Origin of the sequence: Myroides sp. LoEW2-1, from assembly GCF_009767705.1 — a bacterium.
GTDB classification, from domain to species: domain Bacteria; phylum Bacteroidota; class Bacteroidia; order Flavobacteriales; family Flavobacteriaceae; genus Flavobacterium; species Flavobacterium album_A.
Map to the genome: position 1 here is coordinate 1 of NZ_WSPP01000058.1, position 23,505 is coordinate 23,505.

Here is a 23,505-nt window from a genome sequence, read left to right on the forward strand (position 1 = left end):
ACAACAAGTACCTGTATAGTTATAATAGGATTATAAAACCAAATGTACAGTTAAAAGCAGGATTATAAACAATAACTGTACAGCTATATTAGGACGAGACAAACACGCTTCGAAATGATTGTGATATGATATCCTAATGTTCCCATAGTGATAGGCTAAAAATGGTGTTTATTAGCCGACCAAATGCCCATCACAAGCCGACCACAAGCCGACCACCCCTATTCAAGCTGTAAAAAGTACCTTTAAAAGTAGTTTTCGAAATACGCCTTTACGCATCAAAATACCTTTACAACAAACACAATAATAAGACGGAGCCAAAACATTCAACAAGTAAAAAAAAGAGAAGAATACAATATAAATTACTTATATTTAATAAGTTATAATTTTCTAAAAAACACAAAAAGCGTTCTTAATGTAGATTAAGCAAGACAACATAAGTTTGGTACTACCTTTGTAATAGATAACAAAACAATAAAAATTATTACCATGAAAAAAATAGCATTATTATTTGTAGCAACATTATTTTCGGTAGCTTCATTTGCACAGACTAAATGGAATGTAGATAACTACCACTCATTTTTAAACTTCTCAGTAAAACACTTAGGAATTTCTTTTGTAGATGGTCGTTTTGACAAATATTCAGGGACTTTTGAAGGAACACCTGAAGATTTAACGAAGGGAGCATTCAAGTTCTCAGTAGAGATGAATAGTGTGAACACATCTATCGAGATGCGTGACAACCACTTAAAAACGGATGACTTCTTCAACGCAGAAAAGTTCCCTACAATGACTTTTGAAAGTACATCAATCAAAAAAGCGGGAAAAGATCAATACAAATTGGAAGGAAACCTTACTATCAGAGATGTCACAAAAAAAGTAACCTTTGACCTTACTTATGGTGGTTTATTAAAAGATGATGGACAAGGAAATACGAAATTGGGATTCCAAGCTTCTACTACGATTAATCGCTTTGATTTCGGAGTAGCGTACGATCCATCAGGACAAGCGATTGCTAAAGATGTAAAAATCAATGTAAACTTAGAGTTTACTCAAGTAAAATAATCCTTCTTGATATACCAAACTAAACAAAGAGGCTGTGGAGCAAATTTCTCCATAGCCTCTTTTCATATTTTACAGTACAAGCAAACTATTCTGTATAAAGACAAACTGCCACTAAATATATACGTTTTCAACAATAATAATCTTGCAATTCTGTCGTTTACTCTCTTCTCTTATACAATTGGATACTTGGGTTAGCGAAACAGGTTTAAATCGCTTCATAATCCCTAATGCGTTCAACCATTTGAGCAAGCGAATAGATGCTCTCTCTACCCATCGATCTGAATGTGGACGAATTAACAAACTGGGACGAACAATAACTGTTGAATTAAAACGCAAAGTAAAGATTACCCTTTCCAATTGCCCTTTTACTCGGGTATAGAAATTAGTACTCTTGTCATTTGCCCCGATAGAGGATACCATTGCAAACGTTTTAACGCCATTTCCCTTGCAATACTGAGCAAACTGCATCACATAGTCATAATCGATATGCTTTTGCCTTTCCTTACTACCTGCTTGCTTGCGTGTTGTTCCTAAACAGCTATAGGCTATATCACCAGTTATCAGGTGAGCCCACTGATCTATTTCTTCAAAATCGACAATATGCGTAACCAATTTGGGATGTTGAATATCCCACTCACTGCGTATAAAAATATCTACCTCCGTGAAATAATCATCACAGAGTAGCTGTCTAACTAATACTTTGCCGACTGCTCCAGTCGCACCAATAACTAAAGCCTTCATGTTATCTATTTATTTCAATTGTTCAAAAGTAATTAAACGAATCTAATATACTATTAAATATATTCAATATAATCACAATATTACACAATACAAACAAATATTTTAACCTTAACAATTGTCATAATTCAAATATAAACACAAAAGAAAGCCAATTTATACAGAAGTACAAATTGGCTTTAAATATTATTTAATAGTATAAACTATTTACTTTTATGTGGTGCTAACATGTGTTTTGGATCTAAGATCTCATCTAATTTCTCTTTGCTCAATAGATTGTGCTCTAATACTAACTCATAGACTCCTCTGCCAGATTCCAATGCCTCTTTTGCAATCTTTGTACTCGCTTTATATCCAATATAAGGATTCAAAGCAGTTACAATACCTATACTTCCCATCACCAATTCTTTGTTGTGCTCTACGTTAGCCTTAATTCCAACAACACATTTGTCCAATAGTGTGTCCATAGCATTCTCCAACCACATCATAGACTCCATTATGGTATGAGCTAATACGGGTTCCATTACATTTAACTGCAACTGTGCCGCCTCTGAAGCCATCGTAATAGTCATATCATTACCTATCACTTTAAAGCAAACTTGATTCACTACTTCAGGGATAACAGGGTTCACTTTACCAGGCATGATTGAAGACCCCGGCTGCATTGGAGGCAATTGTATTTCGTTTAATCCTGTACGAGGTCCTGACGATAACAGACGCAAATCATTACAGATCTTAGATAGCTTGATAGCTAACTTCTTCAATGATCCTGAGTAAGCGACAAAACCACTCGTATCAGAAGTAGCCTCAACAAGATTCTCTGCCGATACAACCTCTTGTTTCATCAATTCACCTAAATTCTTAGCGCATAACTCAGCATATCCTGGTACAGCATTCAAACCTGTTCCGATGGCTGTAGCTCCCATATTTATCTCTAAAAAGGACTTACTTGCAAAATTTAGCGCTTGTATTTCTTTCTTCAAGGTAAACGCAAAACCTCCAAACTCCTGACCTAAAGTCATAGGTACAGCGTCTTGAAGTTGTGTACGTCCCATCTTGATTATATTCTCAAATTCTTTTGCCTTACTTTCAAAACCTTTAACTAATTTCTCTAAGCTATGTACGACAGTTTTATTCATCTCAAAAACAGCAACCTTAAGTGCAGTTGGATAAGCATCATTGGTAGACTGAGATAAGTTGACATGGTCGTTAGGAGAGCAAAACTGATATTCTCCTTTTTGATGTCCTAAAATTTCTAAAGCGCGATTGGCAATTACTTCATTGGCATTCATGTTTACTGAAGTTCCTGCTCCTCCCTGAATCATATCAATAGGAAACTCCTCTAAAAACTTTCCACTTAAAATCTCTTGACATGCCTCAGCGATAGCTTTATAAATTTTCTCATCTAATACATCTAATTCAAAATTAGTCTTCGCTGCAGCCCATTTAACTTGTGCTAACCCTTTTACAAACTCAGGGTAGTGAGACAATTTACTATTAGATATTTTAAAATTATTTATTGCACGTTGTGACTGAACACCATAATATGCTTCTTGAGGAACTTGTAATTCTCCTAACAAATCACTCTCTACTCTCGTTAAACCCATAGTTAAATAATTTTTAATTAATCACTAATTTACAAAGTATAAATCAAATACTTTATAATTATTCACTTAGTTTTCATCTTTAAATGTACCTGAGACATAATACCACTGATCACCCAACTTCTCAAACAAAGAATTTTCATAGTGTTCGTGTTCTACCCCCTGCTGATCCTTGAAAAAAGCTTTAAATACAACTTGACTTTCCCCACTGGAAACGATTTCTAACTTTAGCCAAACGTTATCTTTAGCCCATTGTAGAATAGCCTTTTTACTGTGCTGATACCTAACCTTAGGATGGGTAGTATCAATAATGTACTTGGCATTAGCCAGCACGTATGCACTGTATCTTGAGCGCATTAACTCAATTGCTGTAGTCGGCTTCTCTTTGGCAGATAAAAATCGCCCACAACAATTCTCATAAGTCATCTCACTGCCGCAATAGCACAATTTACTCTCTGTCATATTCTTTACTTCTTAATGCTGTTAACAATCTTTAGATACTTAGCATATAAGACAACTTCATCATCTGTTTGTGCTTCATCTATCCCTTGTTTTATACTGAAAACTAATTCTTCTATCTTCTCGGATAAATCAAGCTTATCGTTCTCTTTCGCCACTTTCATCAATACGATTATTTCACGTTGTATTCTCTCTTGCTTTGTCATTGAATATTCTTTAAAGGACAAAGATATTCGCTAAAAACTCATTTGAGAAATTCTATTTTATTATTTTCATAGATCATTAATATTCAGACAGATAAACCTAATTGAGAACTTAATCAACTTACTATTTCCTAAGTGTTGTATGGCCTGCAATACACTTTTGCTAAAAAATGAGATAATCTTGTGTACAATCTGTAGATGTGCCTTACCCATAACCAACCAGCACAAAATAGCAAACAATCAGTCTATGGGAAAATTCTATGGTCGGGTAAAAATAGAAATGGCTTGTAGTTTTCTATACTATAAAAAAGGAACAGCTACTCAAAATATACTTCACAATCTGAAGTATAACAACCACCCTGAAATTAGTTACTTCCTTGGTAATCTATATGCACAGCAATTGAAGGAAACCACAATATTAGATACAGTCGATGAAATAATCGCTGTACCTCTCCACAAATCTAAACAAAGAAAGAGGGGGTACAACCAAGTAGAGGGATTTGCCAAAGCACTGGCCGATAATTTTCACATCCCTATCAATGAGAAATTATTAATCAAAAGTAAGAGAGGTAAATCTCAAGCCAAAAAAGGGCTATTTGATCGGTTAAAAACAAAAGAGGCAGAATTTGTGCTCTGTCCGAAAGCAGACAAACAAGCAAAACACTTCTTGCTATTAGATGATATCCTAACAACAGGCAGCACATTAGAAAAATGCGCTAAACAACTGCTCAATATACCGCATTCAAAAGTAACAATACTCTGTTTAGCAATGTCTACAAAAAGTTTTTAATTACAGATACTTTCGAAGTAAAAAATATAATCGTTAATTTGCTTTTTAAAATAGAGTTATGTCGAAGTTTCGAATATATTTTATCACATGTTTACTTGTACTATGCGTAGTTAGTTTGACTAACTGTGCGAAGCGCGGTTATATAACTGGTGGTCCTCAAGATACCATTCCTCCAGTAGTACTAAAAAGTACTCCTAAGAACTTTACTACAAACTTCAAAGGAGATCTAATAACTATTGATTTTGATGAGTTTATCAAAGTAAATAAGTTAAATCAAAACTTGATTATTTCACCACCTATGGAAAATGATCCAGAGGTAACACCTATGGGAAATGCCAAACGAGTGATCACGATTAAATTGCGAGACACTCTAAAGGAAAATACGACATACAGTTTTAACTTTGGCGATGCTATTGTAGATAATAACGAAGGCAATATCTTAAAACAATTTAAGTATATATTCTCTACAGGAGATTTTATCGATTCTTTAAAACTAAGTGGAAAAATATCAAGTGCTAATCAATTAAAAGCAGACAATTTTGTCAATGTCATGCTTTATGATGCACGAACTTTTACAGACTCTACTGTTTACAAGCAAAAACCACTTTATGTCACTAATACTTTAGATAGTTTAACTGATTTTACAATTGAGAATATCAAAGAAGGAACGTACTATCTTATAGCGTTAAAAGACAAGAACAACAATTATAAATTTGACCCAAAACAAGATAAAATCGCTTTTGTCAAAGATTCGATTACTATACCAACCGATCAGACTTATAATCTTGTCTTATTTAAATCACAGGAAAATTTAGAGGTTAATAGACCTTCTCAAATATCGCAAAACAAGTGGTATCTACCCTATTTTGGAGATATAAAAGATGCGGAACTAACCGTATCAAAAAACGATAGTATCATCAAGAGTACCTATACTCAATTACCGCAAAAAGATTCTCTACAAGTGTGGTTCCCTCAAGTCATTGCGGATTCTCTACACGTAAAAGTTGTAAAAGGAGATTATGACAAAACCTTTACAGTCAAACCAAGAGCAAAGGTAAAAGAAATAGACTCGTTAGCTATCACTGGTACAAATAGTGTCTTGCATTACATCAATGACTTCAAATTAAATACCTCTACACCTGTGGAGTCAATTAACAAGGAGTTGATCACCGTTTTAAACAAAGATTCTGTAGCAATTCCCTTCTCTATTGAGAATAAGAAAATGCAACATGATATCTTACTTAAGTTTGAGAAAGAGGAAAATGGCAATTACTATATTAATTTAATGCCAAAAGCCCTTACTGACTTTTTTGGGACATCTAATGATACATTAAATTACACCGTAAAAACAAATCCTCATACAGATTACGGTAATCTATTCTTAAACTTTACAGGGATAAAGAGATTCCCAATCATAATAGAGTTATTGGATGAGAGAGAGCAACTTGTAGCAAGTCAATATAGCGAAGAAAAGACCGATATTGAGTTCCTTTTACTACAACCGAAAAAATACTATATCCGAGTAATATACGATGATAATAAAAATGGCAAGTGGGATTCAGGATACTATTGGGACAAAAGACAACCCGAAGAAACAATCTACTTCCCTGAGACTATTGATGTAAGAGCCAATTGGGATATACAACAAGATATCAATTTTCAATAAAAAAATAGCCTCAATTAGATTGAGGCTATTTTTTTCTATAAATTACATTATGAATGTTCTAAAATCACTTTAGGTCTATGGAAAATTGATCGGCATCTCTCAGAAACCCAAATCGATCTCTTGCTTTGTTCTGTAAACCTAAGTCTAAACTAACAGTTGCTACTTGTTGACCAACAAGAGGCTCGATTAAATACTTACCCATATAATCAATCACCTGTGAATGCCCTGAATAAACGTTGTTATTCTCATCACTGCCACAACGGTTAACACCTATTACATAACTCATATTCTCAATTGCTCTTGCCTTGATAATAGTATCCCATGCATAAATGCGTTGATCAGGCCAACTTGCCACATAAATCAACAAATCGTATTCTGCTTTACTATTTCGAGCGAATACAGGGAATCTCAAATCATAACATACTAAAGGACAAATTCTCCAACCTTTGTAGTTAACAATAATGCGATTTTGTCCTGCTGTGTAAACCTTCTCCTCACCTGCCAGTGAAAACAAGTGTCGTTTGTCGTAATAATGTAACTCTTTACTTGGTTCAATGAAAAGCAATCGATTGAAGAATTGCTGATTCTCCTTTATGACTACACTTCCAATGATTGCCATATTCTTTTGATTGGCAATCTCTGTTAGATGAGCTAAGAACTCATCCTCCATTGTCATATACACGCGTTCTGGCTGCATAGTAAAACCCGATGTAAACATCTCAGGTAAAACTACTAAGTCAACGTCTTGCTGAATCTCATTTAACTGCTTAATAAATTGTTTTTTATTCTCCTCTACATTTTCCCAAGCCAATGGAGATTGTAACACTGCTACTTTCATAAAATACCTATTAGAACTCCAAAAATAAGCATAATAAATCTTACTTCGCTTTCATGCTGTTTCCACAACAAGGGCAAGTTACTTCAGGATCACAGCCATGCGTATTAAACTCATCCTTTCTCTTCTTCTCTTTACGCTCGGCAAGTTCCTCTGCAAAACCAGAAGATATAATACCTGTCGGCAAGGCAAAAAAGCCTATACCAATCACAGCTAACACACCACCAATCAACTTTCCAAAGATTGTAATGGGATATATATCGCCATATCCCACCGTACAAATAGTAATAACAGACCACCACATAGAATCAGGAATACTCGAAAATGCCTTTGGCTGGAAAGGATTCTCAGCATAATAAATAGCTGTAGAAGCTATCAACAACAAAAAGACAAGCATGAAAGCAGCTATCGCTAACTCACTTGCTTTGCGTTTAAAGACATTTACCACGATAGATAAGGCAGAAACATACTTTGTAATTTTAAACACCCTTAGGAGTCTAAAAACCCGCATCAAACGAATTACACGTAGGTCAAAATGCACGAAGGATAAATAAAAAGGAAGTATAGCCAACAAATCTATTAATTGCATCGAAGTGAACGCATACTTAACCCTACCCAACAAAGGCTTATTAAAACGAGGATCGCAAGTTATCGACCACATTCTCAAGAAATATTCAACAGAAAAAAATACAACAGAGAATAAATTGAAGTAATAAAAAAAACTGGCATAATCCTCTTTCACTTCAGGTATAGATTCAAATATTAAAGAAAGAGCATTGATCAAGATTAAAATAATGATAGCACCTTGAACAACCTTACTTCCTATTGTCGTAGAATCATTGTTTAATACATCATATACCTTATACTTAAAAGCCATGTACTTTGTAGCTTTCATAAATTAAATTGTAAAAAATAAAATGCAAAAATAAATCATCTCATTTTTTACAATTAAAATAAAAACATAAAAAAAGCAGATATATTTCTATATCTGCTTTCAATTTATGTTTGGAAAAACAATGTTATTTCAAACTTGCTTTTAAGTACTCTCTGTTCATACGAGCGATGTTCTCTAAAGAGATTCCCTTTGGACATTCTACTTCACAAGCACCTGTATTCGTACAGTTACCAAATCCAAGAGCATCCATTTCATTCACCATGTTTAACACGCGTTCAGCAGCCTCTACTTTACCTTGTGGTAACAAAGCAAACTGAGAAACTTTTGCAGATACGAATAACATAGCTGATGAGTTTTTACAAGTAGCTACACATGCCCCACACCCAATACAAGTAGCAGCATCAAATGCACGGTCTGCATCGTGTTTAGGAATAGGTATAGCATTTGCATCTTGTGTATTACCTGATGTATTTACAGATACGAAACCACCTGCGTGTTGAATTTTATCAAAAGCAGTACGGTCAACTACTAAGTCTTTAATCACAGGGAAAGCTTTAGCTCTAAATGGCTCGATATAAATAGTATCACCATCTTTGAACATTCTCATGTGTAACTGACAAGTAGTGATTCCTCTATCTGGTCCATGTGCTTCACCATTAATAAATAAAGAACACATACCACAAATACCTTCACGACAGTCATGGTCGAAAGCTACAGGATCATCACCTTTCTCGATTAACTCGTTGTTTAATACATCAAGCATTTCTAAGAAAGACATATCAGGAGAAACATTGCTGACTTTGTAATCAACCATTTGTCCTTTTTCTTTAGCGTTTTTTTGACGCCATATTTTTAGTGTAAGATTCATTTGCATCGAATTTTTACAATAAGATAAGATCCGAAGATCTTAATCTCAATATTATTTATAACTACGAGTTACCAATTTAATGTTTTCATAAACTAAGTCTTCTTTATGAAGAACAGCTTCTCTTGGGTTACCTTTGTATTCCCAAGCAGCAACATACGCAAAGTTTTCATCATCACGTTTTGCTTCTCCATCCTCAGTTTGGTGTTCTTCACGGAAGTGACCTCCACAAGACTCTTCACGGTGTAAAGCATCTTTAGCGAATAATTCACCTAATTCTAAGAAGTCAGCTACTCTTAAAGCTTTCTCTAACTCTTGGTTAAAACTTTCTGCAGTACCTGAAACTTTCACATTTTTGTAGAAATCTTCTCTCAATTCAGCGATCTCGTCCATTGCTTCAGTTAAACCTTTAGCATTACGAGCCATACCAACTTTATCCCACATAATCTTACCTAATTTCTTGTGGAAGTGGTCTACTGAATGCGTTCCTTTATTGTTCATTAAATGATCAATAATGTCGCGTACATTCTTTTCAGCAGCAGCAAATTCTGGTAAATCTGTTGGAATAGCTCCTGTACGGATGTCATTAGCTAAATAATCTCCGATAGTATAAGGAAGTACAAAGTAACCGTCAGCCAAACCTTGCATTAATGCAGAAGCTCCTAAACGGTTTGCTCCGTGGTCAGAGAAGTTTGCCTCACCTAAGATATAACATCCTTCAATAGTAGACATTAAGTTGTAATCCACCCATAATCCACCCATTGTATAGTGAACAGCAGGATAAATCATCATTGGAGTAGTATATGGATCCTCATCTACGATCTTCTCATACATTTGGAATAAGTTACCATATTTATTCTCTACAACGTCTTTACCTAATTTGTAAACTAACTTAGCATCATTTTCATCTAAGTGTTGGATACGAGCTTGCTCTTTACCATAACGCTCAATAGCAGAAGCGAAATCTAAATAAACAGCTTCACCAGTTGAGTTTACACCATACCCAGCATCACATCTTTCCTTAGCAGCACGAGACGCAACGTCACGAGGTACTAAGTTACCGAATGATGGATATCTTCTTTCTAAGTAGTAATCTCTATCTTCTTCAGCAATCTGAGTTGGTTTTAATTTACCTTCTCTAATCGCAATCGCATCTTCCATTTTCTTAGGAACCCAAATACGTCCATCATTACGCAATGACTCAGACATCAAAGTAAGTTTTGATTGGTGGTCACCAGTAACAGGAATACAAGTTGGGTGAATTTGCGTATAACATGGGTTAGCGAAATATGCTCCACGTTTGTGTGCTTTCCAAGCAGCAGTAACGTTAGAACCCATTGCGTTTGTAGACAAGAAGAAAACGTTTCCATATCCACCTGTACAAATTACTACAGCGTGTGCCGAATGACGTTCAATCTCTCCGTTGATTAAATTACGAGCAATAATTCCTCTTGCTTTACCATCAACAAGTACAATATCTAACATTTCATGACGATTGTACATCTTGATTTTTCCACGTCCAATTTGACGGTTCATTGCAGAGTATGCTCCTAACAACAACTGTTGTCCTGTTTGTCCTTTAGCGTAGAAAGTACGTGATACTTGTACCCCACCAAAAGAACGGTTATCTAAAAGACCTCCGTACTCACGTGCAAAAGGTACACCTTGAGCAACACATTGGTCAATAATATTTTCTGAAACTTCAGCTAAACGGTAAACGTTTGCTTCACGAGCGCGGTAATCTCCACCTTTTACAGTATCATAGAATAATCTGTAAACTGAGTCACCATCTCCTTGGTAGTTTTTTGATGCGTTAATCCCCCCTTGAGCAGCAATAGAGTGCGCACGACGAGGTGAATCTTGGTAACAAAAAGCTTTTACATTATAACCTAATTCAGCTAATGTAGCAGCAGCTGAACCACCAGCTAATCCAGTTCCAACAACGATAACATCAATATTACGTTTGTTTGCTGGGTTAACTAATTTAATATGATTTTTATAATCAGACCATTTTTTATCAAGTGGTCCATTAGGTATTTTAGAATCTAATTTCATAATCAATTTCTTTAGGACTATTTAATAAAATATATATACAAAGGAATGATAGCAAATAATGCAGGTACTAAATAAGCAAATAAATACCCGATTCCCTTAACTACTCCGTTGTATCTTGGATTGTTGATTCCTAAAGACTGGAATGCACTTGCAAAACCATGTGATAAGTGGAATCCAAGAACAATCATTGCTAATACATATCCTATCGTATAGAATATTCCATAACTTGGATCTTTAAAGAACTCAATAGTTATCTTATGTAAATCTTTGTATCCATCAGCTACTTTCAAATCAGTACCAAATTGATAGAACTTCGTTCCCTTCAATTCAACTTGCCCTCTATCTACAGCTTCTACAGGAATATATTGTTCTTGCACTGTTTTATAAACAATTAAAGGCTTTTGTCCTTCCATTTTCACTTCTATAGTTTGCAAAGGCATTTGAGTGAAATGCATTTTAGCCCAGAAGTTAACCATGTGAGTAACAATAAACACTAACAATAAAGTTCCTAATACAGCCATGTTTCTTGAAGAAAATGAGCTATTAGCAGCAGCGTTGTTTTTTGCATATCCAATTGGACGTGCTTTTTTGTTTTGAATAGTTAAAACAATACCATCAATCGCGTGGAATAGGATTGATATATAAGTAACGTAAGATAATACTTTTACTGCTGGATTAGTTGTCATGAATAATGCGTACTCGTTAAATGCAGAAGCATCACCAAATATCAATTGAAGGTTTCCCGCCAAGTGACCAACCAAAAACAAGCATAAAAATAACCCTGTAAGAGCCATCCAATATTTCTTAGCTAAGGACGACTTTAAAAGTGCAGATTTTGCCATAATGTAATTTTAATTGTTTTTCTTGAAAAAATCTCTCAAAAATACAGCTTATTAACGTTATGCACAATGAGCAACACTCTATTTATACTGAGTTTAAACAAACAAAAAATCACTCTAATTTGGCAAATTCAAACCAAACTAAAATGATTTTAAGATATAAAATTATTTTATTAGCAGAATAGTTAAAATGACTTTAAAATATTCGTATGGATAACAATGATAAAGTTAGCCCTGTCTAAATTATCATTTTCAAAATCCCCCACATTATCACTTTCTACCATCGTGATTGTATTTATTCTCTTACCTGGTGAATATTTATTGATATACCAATAAATACCGTCAAAATAGTCGCTGTGGAAAGAACCATTATAATGCACAAACAACTTAGAGTCCAACAAATTCTGACTGATAAAGTACCCCATGGTAGCATCTTTAATCGCTTGTGCTTTTGGGAAGTTATCGTTTGCATGGTCTTTATCGTCAAACATACTCATCATCTTTTTATACCCAGGTAACTCACTATCGTAAGGAAATGGCAAAGGGGCTATCCAAGATTTATCCACCAAACTTAATGTATCTAATGCCTCAACTCCTTGCTTAAATACAATACTCGCATACCTACGAGGTACATTAGTAGCGACAAAGTTTAATTGATTCGCTTTTGCATACTCAATCAAAGGCTTGTAATCAGTCACATAATTATTCCACAATCGCACATCTTCTTTAAACTTACTCTCATCAATCTTTCCTGAAACATAATTACTCACACCAACTTGATTATCTGCCTCAAACATTTCTGCACCTAAGACTAGTTGACGCTTGCTACCTAAATCCTCTGTTACTTTCAGTTGAAGCCAATGCCCTAAAGAGTTGTTGTGAAACTCACCAAACAAAACAACATCTTGTTTTGCCAGTGTTCTAATCATCTTCTTATAAGTTACTTTTTTTCCTTTTGCGTTATAGATCTGATATGGCTGTCCTGATTGCGCAAAACTAATATTGCAAATCAAAACAATTAACCCCAATAATCTCTTCATTGTAATTCTATTAAATTGTGAATAACAAATATATATGCTTTAGAGTAATTTAGACTCAATATAGATAATTAAATTAAAACAATTAACAACCTATAAAAGGCCATACTATTTCAATATACAGATAGACTTCCTACTTTTGCAACGCTAAAAGAACAAGAATGATCCACAAATCACTAACATATAAAAACATTGCACTTTCCTATTGCGAACAAGGACAAGGCGAACCGATAATCTTCTTACATGGATTTCTTGCCACAGCGAATATGTGGGAATACTTTACAAAACACTTTTCAAGAACACACCAGGTATTTTCTGTAGATTTACTGGGACATGGTCAATCTGAATGCCTTGGATACATCCATTCCATGGAAGATATGGCAGACGCGGTGTACGCAATTGTTCAAGAAAATCAATTAGAAAACTTAACAATAGTAGGGCATAGCATGGGCGGATACGTGGCTCTCGCCTTTGGTGAGCTTTATCCTGATATTGTAAACAAAATAATCTTAGTCGCTTCTACTTCAGCTGCTGATAGTGCAGAAAGAAAAGCTAACAGAGATCGCTCCATAAGCATTATCAAAAAAAACAGTGCAACTTTTATTAAAATGGCTTTAAGCAATCTTTTCACAGACGAAAACAGAATAAACCACCACACTGAAATTGACAATGCTATAACACAAGCACTACAACTACCGGTCCAAGGAGTCATTGCAGCCTTAGAAGGTATGAAAGAGAGAACTGACAGAGAAGTTCTCTTGCATTTTGCTCCTTATACCATCAATATGATCTTTGGAGAATATGATACCGTCATGCCCCTTGAAAATACATTACAACAACTACAAGGAACCACCATAGAGCACAGCATAATTAAAGGCGGTCACATGTTACACATAGACAGTAAAGAACTATTACTACAGAGTTTAGATACTTTCATAAACAAAAAAGCAGAGTAAATACTCTGCTTTTTCTATTTCAACTCTTCAATAAAGTTCTTGTCTACACTTAATATCTCAAGCAACAAACCAACTAATTCTTCTTTAAAATAATCCAACGTTTCTTGCGTAATTCGACAATCCACCTCTCTCCCCTCTTTAAATCCGAAAAACAAGAAACCTTCTCTTCTGTTCTTGAAAGAGTATATACCCGCCTCAAACGGCTCAGTAATTCCATTCTTACCATACATTAAAGCATAACTCAACAATTGGATAATCTTATCGTTCTTTAGCTCTAATGCGAAACCATCCCATTGACTTAATCTTACATTAGTCGACTCAACCTTCCCACTCTTATAGTCAATGACGCGAACAACCCCATTGCGCTGTTCAATGCGATCCACATAGCCAAAAAGATTAACCGGGTAAGGCAATCGGTCATCTTCTATAGTTGCCTCAAGCTTGGTCTCCAACTCAAGTAGCCTAATCTCATCACCTTTTTTCAAACTCTCAATCTCCTGATTCAAGAAGTGATACACATTGCGTTTTGCTACCTCGAATGCAAGTAGGTTCTTTCCTTTCTTTTCTTTTTCTTCATTATACTCTTTTTCAAATTGGTCCTGTACCTCCTGATCAGCAATACTCAGCAACTTTTTAATGATATCAACAGACAACAACTCCCCTCTGTAAGGCTTGTATAAGTTCTCCAATGAATTGTGAATAATAGTTCCCAAAGTATTTAACGCAACGCTTTCCTCTACTTCTTCTACTTCGCGAATACCCAAAACCCTTTGCATATAGAACTGGATTGGGTTGCGCAAATAATTAGCTAAAGCAGAAGGTGAAAACCCCTTACCTACAGCAATTTCCCTTAGTCTTTCTTGAAGCAAGACAGACTTTGGAATCTCAATAGGCTCATAAGCTTTATCTGGTAAATCTGCAGAATAAGTAATATACTCTACATGGTGATTTGCACAATGCTCAATTTCCAACTGAGTTAAGAATCTACTCTTTTCTCCTGCATCCATTCCTTCTGATTGAGAATTATAAAGCAGGTAAACATTTTTAGCTCTAAGCAGCAAATGGTAAAAGTGATAACTATAAATAGCATCTTTCTCTTTATATGTTGGTAATCCAAGTTCATACTTAACATCATAAGGAATAAAGGAGTTCTGAGATTTTCCGGCAGGAAACTTACCTTCATTCACTGAAGTCACAATCACCGTATCAAAATCCAAAACACGGCTTTCCAAAACTCCCATTATTTGCAATCCTTCAAGTGGCTCTCCCTCAAAAGAAACTTCAGCCATATCCATTATTTGCTTATACAAGGCGTAAAGTGTGTCAAAACTCTGAATAAAACTATACTTCTCACAATATGAAACTAAACGCATTAACATCTGATAAGCAGCATACAAGAATGTCTTGCTTAAACGCTCGCTTTTCTCCTCGTCATTTAGGTTAGCTTTAATCTCCAAAACCACCTCGATTAGTCGCTGAAGAACCTCTACAGCAGTAAGACCTCTCCAAGGTGAAAAAAGGAGTTTTCTCAACGGAAAATCTATCTCATCAATCCAACTTTGAAAGCGATCCATATTAAAGAAAGTAAGGTTTCTACTGCTAATCTCCTTTGCGATAGAGTCTCCCATAATTATTTGCGTAACTACAGGATTACTAAGCACATCTAACATTTCTTTATAATACAAGGTATATCGCTTCTCACTGCGTTTAATTGCTGCTAGATGCATTTTAAAAATCTTATTTAACAGTATTTGAACGGGATTGCTATTACCGCTATACCCCATCGTGATATTCAAACTTGATACAGCATCGGGTAAACTGTGCAACACAGGCAAGAGTAGGTTCTCTTCTCCCAATACAACCGCAACTCTATCTAATCGCGTTCCACTATTCTGCTCCAATAAAGAATCGATAATCTGTCCAGTAATCTTTGCCTGACCCACACTCTTAGGAGTCTGTATCACGGTAATATTCTTCTCTTTACCAAACTCATCTACAATCCACTCAAAGGGATGCATTTGATAATATTTCCACTTCGACTTGATCTTTCTCAAAAACAGACCAGCATCGTGATAAGGATCGTGTAAGAACTGCTGATCTAAATCCCAGAAGACTTTTGCTTTTCCCTCACCTAAAAAATACTGAAAGATTATCTCCTCTGCTGCGTTCAACGCATTAAATCCAGCAAAAAAGAAAGTCTTATTTAAATCCTTCAAAAAGAGCTCCTTATGTGCAACTGCTTCCCGATATACCAATCCTTGATAACCAATCTTCTTACTCAACAAACGCTGATAAAGTTCCTTATAATACAAAGGCATCACACGCCAAAACTCCAAGTACTTTTCAATCAACGGAGTGCGTTTCTCTGGATCCAAAGACCAGTGCTTGATATCCTCAATATCCTTCAAGTATGAAAAAACGTGATCGGGATTCAATAGATAACGATCAATCTCATTGAAATCCTGCAACAACATATTCGCCCAGTTTGCAAAGTAATCATACTCTTGAGCGTCGTTAGGATGTAACTCCTTATAAACAGCAAAAAATTCAAAGACCAATTCAATTGAATCAATGGCACGTATGCCAGAAATATCTTGAATTAACTCCTCTACACTAATTATTTCAGGAGCAAAAACAGTTTGAGAATAAAAGCCCTTTAAGGACTCTAACAAAAAAATCTTAGCACGGCGATTGGGCAACACAACCACTAAATCATTCATATTATCAGGAAAATCCTGTTTAATCTGTGCACTTAGTTTATGTAAGAAAGTATTCGAATTCATAAAAATAAAGGTATAAAAAAAACGCTTCGATTACTCGAAGCGTTTTCTTTTATATATGTAAATACAATTATTTTACTAATTGGATTTCAACACGTCTGTTTAACTCACGACCTTTAACAGTTTTGTTAGAAGCGATTGGGTCAGCAGATCCGTATCCTTTAGAAGTTAAACGAGCTGAATCAACTCCTTGCTCAATTAAATAAACTTTAACAGCGTTTGCTCTGTTGTCAGATAATGGAACGTTAACTCTATCAGATCCTGTACTATCAGTATATCCAGCAATGTGGAATTTAGCTGTTGGGTACTCTTTCATGATTTTAACGATGTTGTCAAGAACAGCGTAAGAAGGTTGTTGGAAAGTATACTTACCTGTGTTGAACAAGATAGTTTTTCCGTACTCGTTAAGTTGTTTAACTTGCTCTTCTTTGATTTCTGGACATCCGTTGTTTTCTACTGTTCCAGGAACATCAGGACATTGATCTAAGTGATCTGGCACTCCGTCTCCGTCTCTATCTGGCCATGGACAACCTTTGTTTTCTTTTGGACCAGGAACTTCTGGACACTCATCTAAATGATCTGGCACTCCGTCTCCGTCAGTATCAGGACATCCGTTGAATTCTGGTAAACCAGGAACTTCTGGACACTCATCTTTTGGATCAGGGATTCCATCTCCGTCTGTATCAGGACATCCGTTGAATTCTGGTAATCCTGGAACATCTGGACACTCATCTAAATGATCTGGAATACCATCTCCGTCTGTATCAGGACATCCGTTGAATTCTGGTAATCCTGGAACATCTGGACACTCATCATACTTGTCTAAGATTCCATCTCCGTCAGTATCTTTTCCTCCAAATTGGAAACGGATACCTGCAAAGTGTTGCATGTGAGAAGCCACATCAACATCTGGGATTCTTGTATCGTCAAATGAATGCTTATAAGTAGACTGTACTGTTAAAGCGATGTTTTTAGTAAACCAGAAGTTAAATCCTAAACCTCCGTTCACTGTACCAGCACTTGCGTCACCCATAAAAGTATAACCTCCACCAACTAAGATGAATGGGTCAACTACTTTAGTTTTCAATAGCTCTTTGAAGCTATATTTGATTTCTGCATCAATTCCGTAGTAAGTTAAATCACCAGGATTGTATTTGAAATACCCTTCTGCTTCATCACTAATGAATTTGTCGATCTTGTTTACAGATCCAACAACTCCAAAAGAGAATCCATCACCTAAGTATCTAGATACATTTAAGTACGATACTGAAGGTAGGATATTGTAATCTCCTGTTTGGAAATAACCCCCCATTCTGTGAGAGAAACCTTTAGCAGCACTAACTTTAGTATTAACCGCGTTAGCTCCAACAGCTACAGACCAAGGATGGTCAGCATCTTGAGCTTGAGCAGAAATACCCGCACAAAGTATAGCAGCTGCAAACAATTTGTTGAGATGTTTCATAACTTTTTATTTTTACTTTTATCGTAATAAGCTCCAAAAATAAGACTATTATTGAATATTTCAAAAAATTTAGTTAATAATCACACTTTGAAAGCCTTAAATTTTACAAACTAAATTACTTTCAATTCCTTTCCTACCTCTGTAAAAGCCTGAATTGCTTTATCTAAATGCTCTTTTGTGTGTGCAGCAGACAACTGAACTCTAATTCTCGCTTTCCCCTGTGGCACCACTGGATAGAAGAATCCTGTAACATATACTCCCTTCTCCAATAGGCGATCTGCCATGTCTTGAGACAACTTAGCATCATACAGCATAACTGGAACAATTGCAGAATCTCCGTCGATAATATCAAACCCTGCTTTTTTCATTCCATCTTTAAAATAATTCGTATTCCACTCTAATTGATCTCTTAACTTAGTGTCTTTCTTCAATAATTCAAACACTTTAATCGATGCACCTACAATCATAGGAGCCAAAGAGTTTGAGAATAAATAAGGACGAGAACGTTGTCTCAACAATTCAATTATTTCTTTCTTACCTGTTGTATATCCACCCATCGCACCTCCTAATGCTTTACCTAAAGTACCCGTGATGATATCAACTCTACCCATTACATTCTTAGCTTCTAATGTACCTTTTCCTGTCGCTCCAATAAATCCAGCAGCATGACACTCATCTACCATAACCAAAGCGTCATACTTATCAGCTAAATCACATATTTTATCTAATGGTGCAACTAATCCATCCATTGAAAACACACCATCCGTAACAATAATCTTAAAGCGGTGACCTGCCTCGTTTGCTTTTATTAACTCAGCTTCTAATGCTTCCATATTATTATTCTCATAGCGGTATCTCGCTGCTTTACATAGACGCACACCATCAATAATTGAAGCGTGATTCAAACTATCTGATATAATTGCATCTTCTGCTCCTAATAATGGTTCAAACACTCCGCCATTAGCATCAAATGCAGCAGCGTATAAAATAGTATCTTCTGTACCATAGAAATCAGCAATAGTTGCTTCTAACTTCTTGTGTATATCTTGCGTTCCACAAATAAAGCGAACAGAAGACATCCCAAAGCCGTGTGTATCCAAAGTATCCTTAGCAGCCTGCACTACTTCTGGATGAGATGATAATCCTAAATAATTATTCGCACAAAAATTCAAAACTCTATCACCACTTGAAACTGTGATTTCTGCTCCTTGAGGAGATGTTATTATGCGCTCTTTTTTAAACAGACCATTTTCTTCAATTGAAGACAACTCCTTTTGTAAATATTCTTTAATCTTTCCGTACATACTAAAATTATTTAATTAGTGTTGTTTGTTTTTAATGACTTTTCCTTTAACTACAAATGTATTATATTTAAATCATCTCCTGTGTATAACAATACTTTTTTAACTACTTCATACCCAATCTCACTTAGCGCTGTAGCGTATTGCAAAACCTGTTGCTTGTATTTTTCTACTTCTTTACCCGTTTTGTAATCTAAAACCATTGCCTTATTCTCGCGAATAACAACTCTATCAGGTATAATATTTCGACGAAGGTTACTAATAATAGCTCTTTCATTGAACACTTGATTCTCTATCGCAAAAAAATCTTTTAACTCCTCGTGATTAACAATTAAAGAGACAATTCTCTTAAAATCATCTTTTTGGCTATCGAATATAAGCCCTTGTTCCAATGCTGTTTGAATTGCTTTATCTATCTCTGTTACATTTCCTACGAAAGACATTATCTCATGCACGACATTCCCGTATTCAATTGCTTTCTGGTTGTGAGAGTTCCACATCAACGCCTCTCTTTGAGCAATCTTTATCGTATTGTCAAAATTAATAACTTGTTTTACGGGTTGGATCAATCTATTTAATTGATCTACCTCATTAGGCTCATGTTGAGAAACGCGCTTGCATTCACCAAATGAATACACTAACTGCGCATCGTTATACATCCCCTCTTGCACCAGAAAATCCAGAAAGAACTTAGATAGGTTGTTCTTAAACTCACCCTTAGAGTTCACGTGCTTATAACTAATGACATATAATTGCTCCTCCGCACGAGTCAATGCAACATAAAGCACGTTAATATTGTCCAACAACATCTCCTGCTCTTTTTGTTCATAGAGTTTCTGAGCTTTCTCTCCATATTCGACAACCTCTTTCTTGGAATCCACTAAAGCTTTGGGAAAATTGACATCTCCCTCTAATCCGGACTCAATATCCACCCACAATTTATCTCTACCTGGTCTACTGTAGTCTTCTTCGGCAAAAGGAAAGATAACAACGGGGAATTCCAGCCCTTTCGACTTGTGAATAGTCATTATCTGTACAGCGTTCTTCCCTTCTGGTGTCGGAATACTAAACTTGTGGTAATTAGATTCCCAGTAATCCAGAAAGTCACTAATACCGAATTGATTCTTTAAACTCTTTTCTAAAACTAAATCCAAAAAATACAAGACGTATGAATTAGCACTCTTATCTGGCATAAAAGCATACACTATTTCTTCTACTGCATCGTACAATGACTTCGCTCTACACGACTGAAAAGATATAGGCACTTGGTGATCCTTTAACCATAACTCAAAATGATCTTCGCTTTCAACACCTAACCCTTCAGTAATAAAATCGTGCTTATTCTCCCCTAACTGATCCCTACTTGCAATATAGTACAGCAATAAAGTCTTAGATTCAATATCTTTAAAATTCCTCAAGTACTTAAGGACATTGATAATCAATCTCACCTCACTGGCATTATTAATCAATAGAGAATCAGAAGATAAAATCTCAATGTCATTCTCCGTTAGGTAATTGGCAAGTACAACTCCATGGTCGCGCTTTCTCGTAAGGATAACAATATCCTTTAACTCAAAACCTTGTTCTAAAACCTTGTGAATCGCTTCCAAAGTAGCTTTTGCAAACTGTTCGTTCTTTTCAACTGTTTCTTCTTCCTCTGTCACAGCTTCCTTTGCCAAGAACGAAACTTCAACGTATCCTCCTTTTTTCTTATTGGGATGTTGATAACTCTTATTCTCGTACAAATCTTTGTAATCAACATCTGTAAAATACTGTGATACATATTTAAAAAAGTGATTGTTAAAAGTAATCACTTCCTCATAACTTCTGTAATTTGTATCCAAGTGAATAGTCGCCTTACTCGGGTTCGAAAAAGGGTTCACATCTTTACTCAACGCAATAAACTGCTCAGCCTTTCCGCCTCTCCATCTATAAATAGACTGTTTGGGATCACCTACAATCATCAAGCTTCCTTTTACTCCTGCATGATCTTCGCCCGCCAAGGCATTATCAATCAGTGGAACTAAGTTTTTCCATTGCATTTCGGAAGTATCTTGAAATTCATCAATAAAGAAATGAGTATAACGCTCTCCTAATCTTTCGTAGATAAAAGGAGCTGGTTGCCCCTGAATTTCTTCATGAATAATGGCATTAAACTGTGAAATAGACAAAATATTCTTCTCACTTTGGATATTGTCCATTTCAATACTAAGCGTATTCAATAGCGACAAAGGGGTAAGGTTCTTCAAAAAAGCTTGACAAAATGCCCTGCGATTATAGAGTTTATATACCTCATCTAAATGCCTTAAAAAATCAGGAATGAGTGCTTCAATCAACTCCTTGTCCTTAGCGGTCTTATTGATAGCAATATCGTCAAATTCAAAATATCTCTTTTGTGTAGCCTTAACCTCGTCTTTTGCAATACACGCAATGTGATTTGGAAAAGTACCTCTTGAAAAAGATTTTACATCTATTCCCTTTTGCTCAATGATTGACTGCAATTCTTGACCAATCTCCTTGGTGCGAGCTTCCACATGCTTAATCTCTTGTCTTAGATAGTCGCGAACTTTTACGAAATCTTCTATCGTGTTCTTTTCGAATAGGCGAATCTCGTCCCTGTTATTTTCATTTAACAACAAGCTCCCAACCTCTTTTAACTCCCTTGTTACATCCCAACTCTTATCGTTATCTGCTTTGTCTAAAGAAAAATCTATCAACAAATCTGTCAATTCTCTATCCGTTCCAGCTTTGGCAATCACAGCGTCAACTGACTCTTGTAGCAACTCATCGGACTCTAAAGAAACTTCAAAAGTGACAGGTAAGCCCAGATCGAATGCAAATGAACGAATAACTTTATGAGTAAATCTATCGATAGTCGAAATATCAAAAGCAGCGAAATTGTGAATAATACTCTTGATTAAACGACTTGAACGACTTCTCACAAAATCTTCTGTAAGGCCCGTTTCCTCAATAATTTGATCGAACATTCCCTTGTATTTCAAGGGAATATCCTCTTTTGAAAAAGCGTTAAGACACGAAACAACACGATTCTTCATCTCGGCAACTGCTTTATTCGTAAAAGTAATCGCCAATATCTTTTTATAAGCGTCTACTTGACTATCCCGCAATAGAATTTTAAGATATTCTTTGACAAGGGTATGGGTTTTACCTGCACCTGCTGAGGCATTATATATTGAAAACGAATGGTTTACAGACATTGAAATTGTACTATAAGTTAACTTTTATTAAACACTCTAACTTTTTATATTAAGCATAAAATGTCTAAATTTGAAATAAAAATAATACTAATCTTTAAATAATACGAATTATGGCTTTCGAATTACCAAAGTTACCATATGCATACGATGCATTGGAACCACATATTGATGCTCGCACAATGGAGATACATCATACAAAACACCACAATGCTTATACTACAAACTTAAATGCTGCTATTGCTGGTACAGATTTAGAAGGAAAGACAATTGAGGAAATCCTTAAAAATCTTGACATGACTAAAGCTGCTGTACGTAATAACGGTGGTGGATTCTACAATCACAATTTATTTTGGACTGTAATGACTCCAAACGGTGGTGGAGAACCAACTGGAGAGTTAGCTGACGCAATCAACAAAGATTTCGGTTCTTTTGCTAACTTTAAAGATGCTTTCTCAAAAGCAGGTGCTTCTCAATTTGGTTCTGGATGGGCATGGTTATGTGTAAAAAATGGTAAGTTAGAAGTATGTGGTACTCCTAACCAAGATAACCCACTTATGCCAGGTGTTGGATGTGGGGGAACTCCAATCTTAGGAATGGACGTTTGGGAACACGCTTACTACTTAAACTACCAAAACCGTCGTCCTGACTATATCACTGCTTTTTTCAATGTGATTAACTGGGCAGAGGTTTCTAAAAGATATGCTGAAGCAAAATAATCAAGCATAAATTCTACAAAAGCG

General features: G+C 35.6%; 19 protein-coding genes. 5 read left to right on the plus strand and 14 right to left on the minus strand.

Features of this window, described 5'->3' with window-relative positions; genetic code table 11:
- Positions 1-486: 486 nt before the first annotated feature.
- Positions 487-1,062 carry a YceI family protein gene (locus tag GOQ24_RS04155; protein WP_155091568.1) on the plus strand — a complete coding sequence of 192 codons (576 nt, stop codon included), beginning with the start codon at positions 487-489 and terminating at the stop codon, positions 1,060-1,062.
- A gap of 111 nt (positions 1,063-1,173) precedes the next feature.
- Here the strand turns inward: GOQ24_RS04155 and GOQ24_RS04160 are convergent, their stop codons facing one another.
- The 4 genes from GOQ24_RS04160 to GOQ24_RS04175 all read right to left on the minus strand — a co-directional run bounded on the left by GOQ24_RS04160 (position 1,174) and on the right by GOQ24_RS04175 (position 4,069).
- Entirely contained in the window at positions 1,174-1,803 is a 630-nt protein-coding gene (locus GOQ24_RS04160) for an NAD(P)H-binding protein (RefSeq protein WP_155091569.1), read from the minus strand.
- A gap of 200 nt (positions 1,804-2,003) precedes the next feature.
- Entirely contained in the window at positions 2,004-3,407 is a 1,404-nt protein-coding gene (gene aspA, locus GOQ24_RS04165; RefSeq protein WP_155091570.1) for an aspartate ammonia-lyase, read from the minus strand.
- Positions 3,408-3,473: 66 nt separating this feature from the next.
- Entirely contained in the window at positions 3,474-3,866 is a 393-nt protein-coding gene (locus tag GOQ24_RS04170) for a YchJ family protein (RefSeq protein WP_160339171.1), read from the minus strand.
- 5 nt (positions 3,867-3,871) lie between these two features.
- On the minus strand, positions 3,872-4,069 hold the full coding sequence (locus GOQ24_RS04175) for a hypothetical protein (RefSeq protein WP_155091572.1): 198 nt from the start codon (positions 4,067-4,069) through the stop codon (positions 3,872-3,874).
- 244 nt (positions 4,070-4,313) lie between these two features.
- Here GOQ24_RS04175 and GOQ24_RS04180 point away from each other — a divergent pair, with 244 nt between their 5' ends.
- A complete protein-coding gene (locus tag GOQ24_RS04180) occupies positions 4,314-4,856 on the plus strand; it encodes a ComF family protein (protein ID WP_155091573.1) in 543 nt (180 codons plus the stop codon).
- A 58-nt stretch (positions 4,857-4,914) separates the two neighbouring features.
- Positions 4,915-6,522: an Ig-like domain-containing protein gene (locus GOQ24_RS04185; RefSeq protein WP_160339172.1), complete on the plus strand. Its 1,608-nt coding sequence runs from the start codon at positions 4,915-4,917 to the stop codon at positions 6,520-6,522.
- A gap of 64 nt (positions 6,523-6,586) precedes the next feature.
- On the opposite strand, the gene GOQ24_RS04190 is transcribed toward GOQ24_RS04185, so the two are convergent.
- The 6 genes from GOQ24_RS04190 to GOQ24_RS04215 all read right to left on the minus strand — a co-directional run bounded on the left by GOQ24_RS04190 (position 6,587) and on the right by GOQ24_RS04215 (position 13,051).
- Positions 6,587-7,360: an amidohydrolase gene (locus GOQ24_RS04190; protein ID WP_160339173.1), complete on the minus strand. Its 774-nt coding sequence runs from the start codon at positions 7,358-7,360 to the stop codon at positions 6,587-6,589.
- Positions 7,361-7,400: 40 nt separating this feature from the next.
- Positions 7,401-8,252 carry an ion transporter gene (locus tag GOQ24_RS04195; protein ID WP_160339174.1) on the minus strand — a complete coding sequence of 284 codons (852 nt, stop codon included), beginning with the start codon at positions 8,250-8,252 and terminating at the stop codon, positions 7,401-7,403.
- 124 nt (positions 8,253-8,376) lie between these two features.
- Positions 8,377-9,120 carry a succinate dehydrogenase/fumarate reductase iron-sulfur subunit gene (locus GOQ24_RS04200; RefSeq protein ID WP_160339175.1) on the minus strand — a complete coding sequence of 248 codons (744 nt, stop codon included), beginning with the start codon at positions 9,118-9,120 and terminating at the stop codon, positions 8,377-8,379.
- Between the two features lie 51 nt (positions 9,121-9,171).
- Entirely contained in the window at positions 9,172-11,172 is a 2,001-nt protein-coding gene (locus GOQ24_RS04205) for a fumarate reductase/succinate dehydrogenase flavoprotein subunit (RefSeq protein WP_155091578.1), read from the minus strand.
- Between the two features lie 17 nt (positions 11,173-11,189).
- Positions 11,190-12,014: a succinate dehydrogenase cytochrome b subunit gene (locus tag GOQ24_RS04210; RefSeq protein WP_155091579.1), complete on the minus strand. Its 825-nt coding sequence runs from the start codon at positions 12,012-12,014 to the stop codon at positions 11,190-11,192.
- Between the two features lie 182 nt (positions 12,015-12,196).
- On the minus strand, positions 12,197-13,051 hold the full coding sequence (locus GOQ24_RS04215; RefSeq protein ID WP_160339176.1) for a ChaN family lipoprotein: 855 nt from the start codon (positions 13,049-13,051) through the stop codon (positions 12,197-12,199).
- A gap of 158 nt (positions 13,052-13,209) precedes the next feature.
- Here GOQ24_RS04215 and GOQ24_RS04220 point away from each other — a divergent pair, with 158 nt between their 5' ends.
- Positions 13,210-14,004 carry an alpha/beta fold hydrolase gene (locus GOQ24_RS04220; RefSeq protein ID WP_160339177.1) on the plus strand — a complete coding sequence of 265 codons (795 nt, stop codon included), beginning with the start codon at positions 13,210-13,212 and terminating at the stop codon, positions 14,002-14,004.
- Positions 14,005-14,018: 14 nt separating this feature from the next.
- Here GOQ24_RS04220 and GOQ24_RS04225 read toward each other — a convergent pair whose 3' ends face one another.
- The 4 genes from GOQ24_RS04225 to GOQ24_RS04240 all read right to left on the minus strand — a co-directional run bounded on the left by GOQ24_RS04225 (position 14,019) and on the right by GOQ24_RS04240 (position 22,765).
- Entirely contained in the window at positions 14,019-16,787 is a 2,769-nt protein-coding gene (locus GOQ24_RS04225; protein ID WP_155091582.1) for a PD-(D/E)XK nuclease family protein, read from the minus strand.
- A 67-nt stretch (positions 16,788-16,854) separates the two neighbouring features.
- Entirely contained in the window at positions 16,855-18,246 is a 1,392-nt protein-coding gene (locus GOQ24_RS04230; RefSeq protein ID WP_155091583.1) for an OmpA family protein, read from the minus strand.
- Between the two features lie 110 nt (positions 18,247-18,356).
- Entirely contained in the window at positions 18,357-19,550 is a 1,194-nt protein-coding gene (gene kbl, locus GOQ24_RS04235; protein ID WP_155091584.1) for a glycine C-acetyltransferase, read from the minus strand.
- 50 nt (positions 19,551-19,600) lie between these two features.
- Entirely contained in the window at positions 19,601-22,765 is a 3,165-nt protein-coding gene (locus GOQ24_RS04240) for a UvrD-helicase domain-containing protein (RefSeq protein WP_155091585.1), read from the minus strand.
- 110 nt (positions 22,766-22,875) lie between these two features.
- On the opposite strand from GOQ24_RS04240, the gene GOQ24_RS04245 reads away from it, so the two are divergent.
- On the plus strand, positions 22,876-23,481 hold the full coding sequence (locus GOQ24_RS04245; protein WP_155091586.1) for a superoxide dismutase: 606 nt from the start codon (positions 22,876-22,878) through the stop codon (positions 23,479-23,481).
- Positions 23,482-23,505 lie beyond the last annotated feature (24 nt).